The organism is Bordetella genomosp. 7, from assembly GCF_002261415.1.
Lineage (GTDB): Bacteria > Pseudomonadota > Gammaproteobacteria > Burkholderiales > Burkholderiaceae_B > Bordetella_A.
This window is the reverse complement of sequence record NZ_NEVI01000020.1, coordinates 1-13,016: the sequence shown is the minus strand read 5'-3', so window position 1 is coordinate 13,016 and position 13,016 is coordinate 1. Positions and strand designations below refer to the sequence as shown.

The following is a 13,016-nucleotide window of genomic DNA, read 5'->3' as shown; positions in this document are numbered from 1 at the left end:
GTGTCTTGGGCGCACGGCGCAACACGTCGGGCGCACGGCGCGTCGCAACCCGTTTGATCATGAGCGCTGCGCTTCTTTTTCCAGGGCGTCCGCGAAGCGGCGCAACTGAGCGACGAAGCTGCCGATTTCGTCAGCGGTCCAGTCTTTGAATATCGTCCGGGCCATGCGTTCTCGTGCGGCGTCGATGCGATCCGTCATCGCCTTGCCCTCGGGTGTGACCAACGCCTCGCGGATGCGGCGGTCTTGCGCGTTTTCGTGGCGCCGTGCCAGCCCCAGGCTTTCCAGTTTGGCCACCTGGCGGCTGATCGTGGTGTAGTCGCGCCCGGTACGATCGGCCAGCTCCACGATACCTACCGGCCCAAGCCGCTCGATGCTGACCAGCACCGAGAACAGGGCGCGATCCAGCCGGATGCCGGCCTTCTGGATCATGTTCTCGTCATTCTGGGGCCGGTTCAGCGTGCTTGCGATGCTGATAAGCGCCCCATGCAGCGCCTTCATCTGCGCCGATATATGTGTATCTTGCACATTTTTTCGCGATGCCATAGTATTGCTCCTATCGTGTGCATAATACACACATCTACCACGAGACGACCATGCATTCGTCCCCCGACATACTGGTCTGCGGCGCCGGCGCCACGGGCTTGACGCTGGCCCTGGAATTCGCCCGAAGGGGCATACCCTTCCGGCTGATCGAAAAAAGCGCCACGCCTTTTCCCGGCTCGCGCGGCAAGGGAATACAACCGCGAACACAGGAAATATTCGAAGACCTGGGCATACTCGACGCCCTGTTCGCGGCGGGCGGCATTTATCCGCCCGTGCGCACGTACCGCGACGACGGCAGCTGGTTCGACGCCGATATCGCCGAACGCGTCGAACCTACGGCGGCCGAACCGCACCCGTCTGCGCTGATGGTGCCGCAGTTTCTCACGGAACGCGTCATGCGCGACCGGCTGGCCGAACTAGGGCACCAGGTCGAATGGGGCACAGAGCTGACCGGGTTCGATCAGGACGCCAACGGCGTCACGGCGCGCGTGCACAGCGCCGGGGGCGGCACGACCATCCGGGTCCGCTACCTGATCGGCGCGGATGGCGGCCACAGCTACGTGCGCGGCGCACTGGGCGTGCCCTTCGCGGGCAGGTCGCTGGGAGCGCGCGCCATCGTGGCCGACGTGATCCTGTCGGGCCTGGGCCGCGACGCCTGGCACCAGTTCAACATGGGCGACAGGCATCGCATGATGGCCATCTGCCCGCTGGCGGGCACAGGGCTTTTCCAGGTTCAGGCCGCCGTCGCCTCGGATGCGCCGGTGGATCTTACTGGCCACGGGCTGGCCGCTCTCGTGGCCGAGCGCAGCGGGCGCGATGACATCAAGGTTCAGTCCGTATCGTGGGCGTCCGATTATCAAATGAGCGCGCGGCTTGCGGGCCAGTATCGCGTGGGCAGGGTGTTTCTGGCGGGCGACGCCGCGCATGTGCATCCTCCCACGGGTGGCCAGGGCCTGAACACCAGTGTGCAAGACGCCTACAACCTGGGCTGGAAGCTCGCGGCAGTATTGAAAGGAGCGGATCAGGCGTTGCTCGATACCTACGAGGCCGAGCGGCGTCCGGTAGCCGAATCCATGCTGGGCCTGTCCACTCGATTGCTACAGGCCCAGCAACACGGCGACATGCGGCGCGGCCGCGAGGTGCGCCAGTTGGATATTGGCTACCGCGATTCCGCGCTTGCCCTGGAACTGCCTGCGCGCATCCACGGCCTGCGCGCAGGCGACCGCGCGCCGGATGCGCCTGTACGCGGCGCATCGGGCCAGCCGACGCGCTTGTTCCAACTGTTCCAGGGCACGCACTGGACGCTGCTGGCTTACCAGGCGCGGCTCGGCGCATTTGCTACCCGCGCAGGGCTGCGCGTGCGCCATGTCGGCCCTGACGGCGACACGGTCGACGCATGGGGCCATGTCCAGGACGCATACGGCCTGGCGCCCGGCGATTGTGTGCTGGTGCGGCCTGACGGCTACGTGGCGGCCATCGCCCATGCCGGCCGCCTTGCCGAGCTCGACGCTTACCTGCGCCGCATGGCCATGCCGGCGTCCGCTGCCCGCGCAGACTAAGGCGCACGCCAGAGTACCGAACATGACCGCATGCATGCAGGCGGGCGAGCACCGCCCGGGCCACAAGGCCATCCCGTGGCGCACTGTTGCCATCGTGGGCTTTATCGTCTGCATGTACGGGGCCGGCATGGCCGCGGTGCTGCCGGTACTGCCGTTCTATGTCAGGGAAATGGGCGGCTCTGCGCTGATACTCGGCGTAGTCTTTGCCATTGAAGCGCTAAGCCAGTTCGTCTTCGCGCCGCTTATCGGCCAACTGTCCGACCGTTATGGCCGCAAGCGTGTCCTGCTGGCCACCCAGGTTGTCGCGGCGGCAAGTCTGCTGTTGCTGGCGGCCGCCCCGGGGCTGCTGTGTGTACTACTGGCTCGCGCGCTATTCGGCACCGCCGCGGGAAACCTTTCGGCAGCGGCGGCCTATGTTGCGGAGCGGTCCCATCCCGACCATCGGCGCCAGGCTATCGGCATACTGACAGGCAGCGTCGGGCTGGGGGGCATTGTCGGTGCGGGCCTGTCCGGCCTGCTTTCCGATGTGTCGCTGACCGCGCCTATATATGCAGCTCTCTTGCTGACGCTATTGGCGCTGTGCGCGGCGACGTACGGGCTGGACGACGGGCACGCCGCGCCGGCAGAGCCTGGCCAGGCCCATCGAGCCGGCGGCTCGATTGCGTCGGTCCTGCGGGCGCCGGCCATCCGCATTCTGCTCGCGGTGATGATGTGCCATTTCTTTGCCTTCGGCATGTACACCTCGCAGGTGCCGGTTTTTCTGGCCGATACGTTTGTGTGGAACGGCCATGCTTTCGGGCCGAAACAACTGAGCTATTTGATGATGGCCGATGGGGCGGTCAATGTGCTGGTGCAGTTCTCACTGCTGGGCTGGCTGGGAGCAAGGTTCAGCGACAGGAGCCTGATCGTCCTGATATTTACCTTGCTCGGCACCGGTTTCGTGGTTTTGGGGCTGGCCGGCACCATACCCGTGCTCGTTTTCGCGGTGCTGTGCGTCAGTATCGGAGACGCCATCGCCAAACCTACCTACCTGGCCGCCCTGTCCGTGCGAACGCCGCTGCCGCGCCAGGGGGCGATGCTGGGCGCGGCACAAGCCCTGATCGCCGTCGCCGATGTTGCTTCGCCCGTTGTAGGCGGGCTTCTGTTGAGCCATGCGCTGCATGGCGCGTGGATAGGCCTTGCGGTGGGCGTGGCGGTGGCAGGCGCGGCGGCTGCTTTCGCGGGGCTTCCCGCTGCCCGCGCCGCCAGGCAAGATATGCGGGCCTGACTATCGGGTTGGTACGGGCCGGCTGCAGGGGCTTGCCCCGCAGCCGGCATGCCGCGCCCGACGCTCACTGTTTCAAGAAGTCCAGCAGGTCCTGGTTGAAGCGGTCTTTGTGCGTGTCGGTCAGGCCGTGCGGTGCGCCCGGGTACACGATCAGCTTCGCGCCCTTGACCAGCGCGGCTGACGCTTTGCCCGAGATGTCCAGCGGTACGATCTGGTCGTCGTCGCCATGGATCACCAGCGTAGGCACGTCGAACTTCTTCAGGTCCGCGCGGAAGTCAGTGGCCGAGAACGCCGCGATGGAATCGTAGGTGTTCTTGTGGCCGGCCTGCATGCCTTGCGACCACCAGCTGTTGATCAGCCCTTGCGAGACCTTCGCTCCGGGGCGATTGAAGCCATAGAACGGGCCCGACGCCACGTCCAGGTACAGCTGCGAGCGGTTATCCAGCGACGCTTTGCGCAGCCCGTCGAACACTTCAATCGGCACGCCGCCGGGGTTGTCGGGCGTCTTCACCATCAACGGCGGCACGGCGCTGACCAGCACCGCCTTCTTGACGCGGTCTGTGCCGTGGCGTCCGATATAGCGGGCGACCTCGCCGCCGCCGGTCGAGAAGCCCACGGCGGTGATGTTGTTCAGGTTCAGTGCCTGGATCACGGCGGCCAGATCGTCGGCGTAATGGTCCATATCGTTGCCGTCCCAGGGTTGGCTCGATCGGCCATGGCCGCGGCGGTCATGCGCGACCACGCGGTAGCCCTGCTCGGCCAGGAAGATCATCTGAGATTCCCAGCTATCGGAGCTGAGCGGCCATCCATGGCTCAGCGTGACGACCGGGCCGTCTTTGGGGCCCCAGTCTTTGTAGTAAAGGCGCACGCCGTCGGCGGTGACGACGTAGTTGCCTTGCACGGTGGCTTGCGCCGCGGCTTCGGCCGGGGTCGCGGCTTGCGCGGCGACGCCCGATTGCAAGGTGGCGGCGAGCACGCCGGCGACAAGGTTGCGGGTGGTAGCATTCATGGCGTTGATTCCTGTAAAGGGGTTGATGTGGTGTTTGCTGCTTGGGTAAGGCGTATTCTGCAGGCCCCGGCAACACCATTGGTGATGTAAAGTTCTGAAAACTTGATCACGAGTACGATATGGCCGACCGACTCGCTGCGCTGATGGCGCATTTCCCCGTAAGCGCAAAGGTGTACGGAGCAGGCGCCGCCCCCGGCTTCATCGCTGCGCGCAGCAACGACCTTCACGGCCAACTGCATCTGGTGCGCAGCGGCCGGGTGGATTTTCGATATGGCCAGCAGGCCTTGTGCGTCGAGCGGCCCAGCCTCTTGCTTATTTCAAGGTTGCCCAACCCGAGCTTCGTCGTCGCGCCCGAACCCGGCGCCGACATGGTGGGCGCCACGCTGTCGTTCGAGGGGGGCGCCTACAACCCCATCGCCGCAGCCTTGCCGGACCTGGTGTGCCTGCCGCTTGAAGAGATCGATGGCGCAGCGCCCGTGCTGGCGGTGCTGTTCGACGAGGCGCAGGAACAGCGGTGCGGGCGCGTCGCGCTGGTCGAGCGTCTGTTCGAAGTCGTGATGATTCAGGTGCTGCGCCAGTTGATGGAAACCGGCAAAGTGCGCGGCGGCCTGCTGTCGGGCCTGGCACATGCGCGCCTGCGCAATGCCCTGGTGGCCATGCACGAAGCGCCCGCCAAGGAATGGACGCTGGATTCGCTGGCCGAGGCGGCCGGCATGTCGCGCAGCGTGTTTGCCACCACCTTTCGCGACACCGTGGGCATCACGCCCGGGCAGTACCTGCAAAGCTGGCGCGTCCGGCTTGCGCAAAAGGCGCTTCAGCGCGGACGCCCGTTGAAGATCATCGCGGCCGAGGTGGGTTACGGCAGCGAAGCCGCGCTATCGCGCGCATTCAAGGCGCATTCGGGCAGGTCGCCTCGGGAATGGAAGGCCGAGGCGCGGGCCAACTAGTTCGTCGACTGGAATCGGGCTTCTACTGGCGTATTCGGCGCGCGTTGCGCGCCGTCCAAGGATGTCGTCTATCGCGGGCCATCCACGTCGCTCCCGGTAGGATGTTCGTCGCGAATTCGGCATATCAGCCGCGCCGGCAACGATTCCAGGGTACGGAACGAGCGCAAAATCTAATTTGACCCGCTTCTGTGGCGAAGACTCTAATTCGTACGGGTCTGGCGCGTGCGCCATACGAACCCTACCGGAGGAGACTATGAAAGCACCAATTAAAAAGGCGATGTCGATCAAGGCCGGCTTCGCGATTGCTTTGTTCGCCGCGTCCGCTTTTGCCCACGCGGAAACCATCAAGCTGGGCATGTCCATCCCATTGTCTGGCGCGGGCGCCAATTGGGGGAAAGGGTCTGAGTGGCTGTGCACCAAGGCGGCCGAAGAAATCAAGGCTGCCGGCGGAGTCAAGGTAAAGGACGCCACCTATAACTTCGAATGTGTAGGCTACGACAACAAGTACAACGCGGCGGAAGGAGCCAAGGTCGCGCAGGCGTTGGTCGCACGCGATGGCGTGAAGTATGTCGCAGGCAGTATCGGCGTGGCGCCCGTGCGGGCGCTGCAGTCACTGACTGAACGCAGGGGTGTGCTGCTGTTCACTGCCGCCTGGGGAAACTCGATCAAGGGGCCCAAGTTCCCATTGACCTTCTCGCAGATGAATTCGGTCAACGAGATATCCGACCCGATGATCGCTCATGTGAAGAAGCTGCATCCAGAGATCAAGACGGTGGCATTGCTCAATCCCAACGACGCCACAGGCCAGGAAACCGAGAAGGTGGCGCGCGCCGCATGGGAGCGCCATGGCGTGAAGGTGCTGGTCAGCGACTGGTATGAACGCGGCACCAGCGAGTTCCAGCCGATTGCGGCGAAGCTGAACTCGCTCAAACCCGATGTGGTTGATCTGGCATCCACTCCGCCCGCCGACGCAGGGCTGGTGTTCCGAGAGTTGAACGCTTTGGGATGGAACGGCATCAAGGTCGTGGAAGTCGGCACGGGGGCCGACGGCCTGCTGGCCACTGGCAAGAACGCCGTTGATGGCACCTACCTTGGAGCCGCGGTTGCGGTTTCCAGCATGAATCCGCACCAGAAAGAGCTGAACAACGGGGTGCGGAAAGTAACGGGGGAAGACATCAACTCGGTGCAGATCGGAATGTACGACGCCGTATGGGCACTGAAAGCCGCAATGGAAAAGGCGCAGAGCGTTGACCCGGAGCAGGTGGCCAAAGTGATGCCGGAGGTCAAGTTCCAGTCGTTCTTCGGCGAGGTCGGTTTCGGCGGAAAGGATGTATACGGTAGCGACCAGCAGATGCAACTGCCCGTCATCATTACCCAAATCGCCGGGACGACGCTGAAGGAAGTTGGGCGCGTGCAGAAATAAGGAGCCATGCACATGCAGGACAACCTCCAGCTGCTGTTCACGGCGCTGCAGATCAGCTCGGTGTACATCCTTTTCTCACTAGGGCTGACGATCATCTTCGGCGTACTGAAGGTCGTGAACTTTGCGCACGGTCAGTTCTTTACGTTTGCAGCCTTGATGCTGTCGCTGGGGCTGTCCTGGCTGGCTCCGCGCATCGGCAACCCCTACTTGGTGTATGCGCTGGCCGGTATGGGCGGGCTGGCCGCGTGCCTGCTGTTCGGACTGGTGCTATATCAATTCGGATTCAAGCGGTTGGAGCGCGACATGATCGGCTCCTTCATCCTGTCGGCGGGGCTGGTGCTGCTTTTTGAGGGGCTCATGCTCGAGGTCTTCGGCGGCGCAGTCCGGCCGGTTCCATCTCTCGTGGAAGGCAATCTCGATGTCGCAGGCATTTCCGTTTCAAAGCAACGGTTGATCCTGTTTGTTTTTGCTGCGGTGCTCACGGGGGTCATCATCGCCCTGCTCAAGAGCACGCGTTTCGGCAAGGCGCTGCGAGCCGTGGCGATCGACCACGAAGCAGCGATGCTGCAGGGCATTGCCTACCGAAAAATAGCACTGCATGGATTCCTGATTGCAACCGGCGTGGCGGCGATTGCGGGCATGCTGATCGCACCCGTTGCGGCGGTGACTCCCACATTGGGCGATTCATACTTGGTCAAGGGTTTCATCGCCGTGGTGGTGGGGGGCATGGGCAGCATCGTCGGCGCCATACTCGGCAGTTTGCTGATCGCCATCCTGGAGACCTTTGTCGGCTTTTACTTTGATCCGTCGGCCGCAAACCTGACTATTTTTGTGATCGTGATGCTGGTGCTGCTGATCAAACCCAAGGGCTTCTTCGGCAATGACTAAAAGAACCGACCTTCCACTTATCTTGCTCATTGCCGCGGTACTGGTGGGCTGCATCGCGTTTGGCGGCGGCTACACCGGAAACCTGGTCGTATGGATGAGCATCGCCGCCGTCATGGCGGCCAGCCTGCGGTTTGTGTTGCTGATAGGCGAACTGAACTTCGCCACTGCTGCGTTCTTCGGTATCGGTGCATATTGCACCGGCTATATCGTGAACTATCTGGAATGGCCATTCTTGCTGACGCTGGCTGCCAGCACGATCCTGGCACTGCTGGTCAGTGTGGTGTTCGGATGCATTACGCTCAGGGTAAAGGGGCCGTACTTCCTGCTTATCGGCTTTGCGTTTACAGAGGCGATGCGCATTTTGTACAGCCGCACCGACGTACTGGGCGGCAACTCCGGCCTGGTAGGCATATTTCCGCCAGAATGGCTCGACGCCTATTACCAGTACTTTGTGACAATACTAAGTTTCGGGTTGATCACGGCGATGTGGTTCGTCGAGCGTTCCAACCTGGGCAAGGTGTTCATCGCCATCCGCGATAACGAAAACGTGGTGCGCAGCGTTGGTATTCCGGTGTTCATGACCAAGGTCCTGTGCTTCGCGGTGGCTTCGGCGGTGGCTGGACTGGCTGGGTCTGTACATGCCTATGCCAACAATGTAATCAGCCCGTTGGACTTTGGCTTCATGCTCTCAACATTTGCATTGGCATACCTGAAAGTGGGTGGCGAAGACAGCCCGCTGGGGCCAGTCATCGGGGCCGTATTGCTCGTGGGCATCGCCAGCTACGCGCAGACGTTGGGCGGCAATGAGCACATACTCTATGGCCTGGCCATCATTGTCTCGGTGTTGTTCCTGCCCAAGGGCCTGATGGGCCTGTTCAAGAGCCGCTGAGAGGACACCATGCAGACGGGATCAACGCTACTTTCAGGCAAGAACCTATCCAAGCAGTTCAAGGGGCTGCTGGCAGTTTCCAAGGTCGATATCGAGATCAGGCAAGGTGAAATCGTAGGTCTCATCGGCCCCAACGGTGCCGGAAAGAGCACCACGTTCAACCTGCTGTCCGGGTTCCTGAGGCCGACATCGGGACGCCTTGAGATCAACGGCGCAAGAATGACTAACGCCAAACCCGAGCGCATCAGCAAGCAAGGCTTGGTGCGCACGTTCCAGCATGGCAGCTATCTGCCTTCGATGTCGGTGCGCGATAACGTGCTGATCGGATGCCTGGGAGGCAAGCGCGTAGGTCGGGTGTCGTCCGGCGATCAAGATCGGGTGATCTCGCAGGCCATCGAACTGTTCGGCCTGGCGGGGTATGAACGCGAGATCGCCAGGAACCTGCCGCATGGGTTGCAGCGGCTGGTCAGCATGGCCATGGCGTTCGCGGCCGGCCCTTCGCTGCTTTGCCTGGATGAGCCCCTGACCGGCCTGAACCAGACAGAAGTGGCCGATACACTGGGCGTATTCAGACGGCTCAGGGCAGAGCACGATATGTCGATCTTGCTGGTTGAACACAATATGCGCGCCGTGATGAACATCTGCGATCGAATTTACGTACTGCATCACGGAGAGATAATCTGCAGCGGTACGCCGGATGAGGTAAAGGCGAGTGAAACCGTGCTTCGGGCATATCTGGGGGAAGCGCATGACCTCTGAAAATTCTCTGATGGTGCGGAACCTGTCAGTCAGTTACGGAACCGTACCCGCCATCATGGATGTGAGCCTGGAGGTGAAAGGCGGGACCATCGTGAGCCTGATCGGGGCCAATGGCGCCGGAAAATCCACTTTGATCAAAGCAATTACCGGCCTGGTGAAAACTTCCAAAGGTGACATCGCCTATGGAGGCAAGTCGTTCGTCAATTGCGAGCCCAACATTATCCTTGGTCATGGCGTGGCGCTGGTACCGGAAGGCAGGCGCCTGTTCGGCAGCATGACGGTGCGCGAAAACCTGGAGATGGGAGCGTACCTGATCGATAGTGTGCAGAAACGATCCGATCTGCTCGCGACGTGCCTGCATTACTTTCCAGACCTGGAGGCAAAGCTGTCCAGTCCGGCAAATTCGCTTTCCGGAGGGCAGCAGCAAATGGTGGCAGTGGCGCGCGCCCTCATGAGCTCGCCAAGTATGCTGTTGCTGGATGAACCTACTATCGGGCTGGCGCCTGCCTTCGTCAACGTCATCAGCAAGGTGGTGCGCGATATCAATCGGCAGGGCGTGACAGTGCTGCTGGTAGAGCAGAACGCGGAAGTCGCATTACGAGTCAGCGACTACAGCTATGTGCTGGAATCGGGCAAGGTCGTCAAGCATGGTCCGGCGTCCGTGTTTCTTAACGACCCGGACATCAAAAAGGCATACTTGGGTCTTTGATCGGCGGCCCCGCGGCCGCCGCAGATTACGTGATGGCCCGGGCCGCCAGATGCCCTTCGCGAATCGCCGCCTGCACGTCACGCGTTGAAAGGGCATCGCCGACGATGTGCAGCTGTGGAACCCGACCTCGCAGCGTACTCCAGACATCGTTCAATGATTGCCGGTACCCAACCAATACCACGGTGTCGGCACTTACGACAGTAGCTTGCTCGCCATATAGCGGCCGAACTCGCGCCGATCCGTGGTCAATGGAAACGAGAGCGGACTGCGTCAAGATGCGGAAGTCGCCTGCTTTGTAAAACCGTTGCAGCGCGGCCTGTGTGCGTCCTGTTCCTTCTACTGCGGGCGCGAACATCGAATGGCGGGTGACGTAGGTTACCGCGGCGCCAGACTCGATCAAGGCTTCGCAGCAGCCAATGGCCTCATAATGGCCGATATCGTCAAAGACCAAAGCGGTCGTTCCATACTGGCCTTGCGTTTTCATGCATAGCTCGCATGACGTCAGCACGTTTGCATCAGGCGCAATGGCCAGGCTGGCGGCCGGGTCGGCCGTCTGGCGAAAAGCGGTGGCGTCCGTCGGCATGGACCCGGTTGCAACAATGACCACGTCAGGGTGCTCGGCCAAGACGTCTTCTGCCTCGGCATAGGTTGCCATGCGCACTTCTACGCCCAGCCGGTAGATTTCGTTCTCCAGCCAAAGGGCGATGTCGCCTATCAGGTGCAGCTTGGGCAGCTGCTTGGCATAGTTGAGCAGGCCTCCCAGCGTGGCGCCGGCTTCCAGCAATGTGACGTGATGGCCCAGCAGCCGGGCAACGCGCGCTGCCTCCATGCCTGCCACCCCACCACCAACCACCACGACCTTGCGAGGCGCCGCCGCGGCGACAAGGCGGCTTTCCGCCAGATGCCGTTCGTCGCCCACGACCGGGTTCACGGCGCAGCGCATGCGCCCGGTGAATACACCGCCGATGCATCCCTGGTTGCAGCTGATGCAGGGGCGCACATCGGTGCCGCGTCCGGCACGCGCTTTCTCGATCAGCATCGGGTCGGCGATCATGCCGCGCACCATGCCTATCATTTCGGCGTGGCTTTCCCTGATGGCCTGTTCCGCATCGTCCAGCGTGGCGTAACGGCCCACAATGATGCGCGGCACAGTGACACCGTGGCTTATGCGGTCGCTTGCGGGAAGCTGGTAGCCAACCGGCCGATCCATTCCGGCGTAGCGTTCCACATGGAAGTAATAGTCGCCGTGGGTGATATCGACGAAGTCGACCAAGCCTTCGTCTTGCACCCTCAGCAGAATCGCGTTGACATCTTCGGTCGACAGAATGCGTGGGTCCGTACTTGCGCTGACGCGGATACCGACGGCGAACTCGGCCGAGGTTGCGCTCCGTATGGCGCGCAGAGTTTCCAGCAACGCGCGCATGCGGTTTTCCAGGCTGCCACCGTAGACGTCTGTTCGCTGGTTGAGCACCGGCGAGAAGAACTGTGAAAACAGATAACCCGCGCCCGCCAGAACCTCGACGCCATTCAGGCCGGCTGCCTGCATGCGGGCCGCTGCCTTTCCGTAAGCCTCGACCAGCTCGCCGATCTGGCCGGTGGTCATCGGAACCGGCGGCGCCACCGAGTAGCGACCGGGCAGCGCGCTTACCGCCCAGGGCAGGCCTCCATCTGCCGCCGGGTCGGTATATCCTCCGTGCCACAGTTGGGTGAAGAGCTTCATGCCGGTGGGTGCAATGGCGTCCACCAGGCGGCGCATAGGTGCGATCGCGCCGTCGTCCGCTGCAGTGAGCGAGAACGTAGAGGACGGATGAACCGACGTGCTTTCCAGAATGGAAAGTCCGACTCCGCCCTTGGCTCGTTCGAGGTGATAAGCGATCAGGTCGTCGTTGACATAGCCTTGCGCCAGCCGCGTCGCATGCGCCGTCCGCACGATGCGATTCGAAATCTCGACGCCTCCGATCAACAGCGGCGAGAAGAGATTTCTATACGCAGTCATGCCACCGAACGTTTAGATGAGATGCCGCCGTCGATAGTGACAATGGTGCCGCTGGTGTACGAAGAGCGCGGCGAGGCCAGATAGACGAACACGTCCGCCACTTCTTCTACCGTAGCGGCGCGCCCACGCGGATAGGCGGCCAGCAGTTCGCTGGATCGGTTTTCGTCGCCCAGCAGCCGGGCGGCATGACTCTTTAGCACTTTGGCAATGCGTTCCGTCGCCACCGGCCCGGGATTCACGCCGATGACACGAATACCGTCTTCCAGGCTTCGGCCGCCCAGGGCACAGGTAAACGCCATCAGAGCGGCGTTGCCTGTCGAGCCTGCGATGTAGTTGAAGTCGGGGTTCTGGCCGCCATTGCCGATGTTGTTGAGAATGACGCCTCTGCCTCGCGTCTTCATGCGCGGATAGATGGCGCGGACAAGGTCGATATAGCCAAAGACCTTCAGTTCCCAACCCTTGCGCCAGGCCTGCGCGTCCACATCCCAAAGGTCGCCGCCCGGAATCGCGCCCGCGTTGTTTACCAGTACGTCCACATCGCCCGCGAATTCCGCCACCCGCTCGATCGCTCCGGGCAGGGTCATGTCCAGCGGCAGCAACGAAACCTGTACGCCGTAGTCAGATATCAAGCCGTCAGCCAGCGCCTGGAGCTTGTCTGCCGAACGGGCCACCAGAGCCAGGTGACAGCCTTCGGCCGCGAAGGCGTGGGCGAGACCCGCGCCGATGCCTTGCGAGGCCCCGGTTATCAACACGCGCTGACCCGATAGTTTCAGATCCATATTTGTCTCCTGTTAGTGGGAATTACATCGGGGCAGCCTGCGTGTATCAATGTCGCCGTATGGCGCGTTCCGTACAACGGCGGCGCAGGCCCGGTATGCTGATCGGGCCCTTGGGTCAGGCTGACCTGCCCCCAGACTTAGTACGGCACCGACATAGAGTCCAGGGTTAAAAACCGTTGTTGTCGATGCGCCTGAGCAAACTGCTCCGGCGTTAAGTATCCCAGCGCGCTATGCGGGCGTTCGGTGTT

Annotated in this window: 12 protein-coding genes; 8 read left to right on the top strand and 4 right to left on the bottom strand. The window is 62.2% G+C overall.

The genetic code is table 11. The features are described from left to right. Window positions 1-57 precede the first annotated feature (57 nt). The gene (locus CAL18_RS16050; RefSeq protein WP_094797410.1) at window positions 58-543 is read right to left on the bottom strand and encodes a MarR family winged helix-turn-helix transcriptional regulator; all 486 of its coding nucleotides are present in this window, start codon (window positions 541-543) and stop codon (window positions 58-60) included. Window positions 544-593: 50 nt separating this feature from the next. Here CAL18_RS16050 and CAL18_RS16045 point away from each other — a divergent pair, with 50 nt between their 5' ends. After that, window positions 594-2,102 (top strand): FAD-dependent oxidoreductase, encoded by a 1,509-nt coding sequence (locus CAL18_RS16045; RefSeq protein WP_026641450.1) that lies wholly within the window; start codon window positions 594-596, stop codon window positions 2,100-2,102. A gap of 22 nt (window positions 2,103-2,124) precedes the next feature. Then, on the top strand, window positions 2,125-3,369 hold the full coding sequence (locus CAL18_RS16040) for an MFS transporter (RefSeq protein WP_026641451.1): 1,245 nt from the start codon (window positions 2,125-2,127) through the stop codon (window positions 3,367-3,369). A 64-nt stretch (window positions 3,370-3,433) separates the two neighbouring features. Here CAL18_RS16040 and CAL18_RS16035 read toward each other — a convergent pair whose 3' ends face one another. Beyond that, window positions 3,434-4,378 (bottom strand): alpha/beta fold hydrolase, encoded by a 945-nt coding sequence (locus CAL18_RS16035; RefSeq protein WP_026641452.1) that lies wholly within the window; start codon window positions 4,376-4,378, stop codon window positions 3,434-3,436. A gap of 119 nt (window positions 4,379-4,497) precedes the next feature. Between CAL18_RS16035 and CAL18_RS16030 the strand changes: the two genes are divergently transcribed. The 6 genes from CAL18_RS16030 to CAL18_RS16005 all read left to right on the top strand — a co-directional run bounded on the left by CAL18_RS16030 (window position 4,498) and on the right by CAL18_RS16005 (window position 9,993). Beyond that, window positions 4,498-5,325: an AraC family transcriptional regulator gene (locus CAL18_RS16030; protein WP_026641453.1), complete on the top strand. Its 828-nt coding sequence runs from the start codon at window positions 4,498-4,500 to the stop codon at window positions 5,323-5,325. Between the two features lie 253 nt (window positions 5,326-5,578). Then, window positions 5,579-6,748 (top strand): ABC transporter substrate-binding protein, encoded by a 1,170-nt coding sequence (locus tag CAL18_RS16025; RefSeq protein ID WP_026641454.1) that lies wholly within the window; start codon window positions 5,579-5,581, stop codon window positions 6,746-6,748. Between the two features lie 12 nt (window positions 6,749-6,760). Next, on the top strand, window positions 6,761-7,636 hold the full coding sequence (locus CAL18_RS16020; protein WP_026641455.1) for a branched-chain amino acid ABC transporter permease: 876 nt from the start codon (window positions 6,761-6,763) through the stop codon (window positions 7,634-7,636). Beyond that, window positions 7,629-8,525 carry a branched-chain amino acid ABC transporter permease gene (locus CAL18_RS16015; protein WP_026641456.1) on the top strand — a complete coding sequence of 299 codons (897 nt, stop codon included), beginning with the start codon at window positions 7,629-7,631 and terminating at the stop codon, window positions 8,523-8,525. Before CAL18_RS16020 ends, CAL18_RS16015 begins: the two co-directional genes overlap by 8 nt. Before the next feature lie 9 nt (window positions 8,526-8,534). Next, window positions 8,535-9,284, top strand: a complete 750-nt coding sequence (locus tag CAL18_RS16010) for an ABC transporter ATP-binding protein (RefSeq protein ID WP_026641457.1) — start codon at window positions 8,535-8,537, stop codon at window positions 9,282-9,284. Further along, complete coding sequence (locus tag CAL18_RS16005; RefSeq protein WP_026641458.1) at window positions 9,274-9,993, top strand: ABC transporter ATP-binding protein; 720 nt, start codon at window positions 9,274-9,276, stop codon at window positions 9,991-9,993. Before CAL18_RS16010 ends, CAL18_RS16005 begins: the two co-directional genes overlap by 11 nt. Window positions 9,994-10,018: 25 nt before the next feature. Here the strand turns inward: CAL18_RS16005 and CAL18_RS16000 are convergent, their stop codons facing one another. Then, window positions 10,019-11,989 (bottom strand): FAD-dependent oxidoreductase, encoded by a 1,971-nt coding sequence (locus tag CAL18_RS16000; protein WP_094818307.1) that lies wholly within the window; start codon window positions 11,987-11,989, stop codon window positions 10,019-10,021. Continuing rightward, the gene (locus CAL18_RS15995) at window positions 11,986-12,768 is read right to left on the bottom strand and encodes an SDR family oxidoreductase (RefSeq protein WP_026641460.1); all 783 of its coding nucleotides are present in this window, start codon (window positions 12,766-12,768) and stop codon (window positions 11,986-11,988) included. The genes CAL18_RS16000 and CAL18_RS15995 overlap by 4 nt, the downstream gene beginning before the upstream one ends. Window positions 12,769-13,016: the final 248 nt, after the last annotated feature.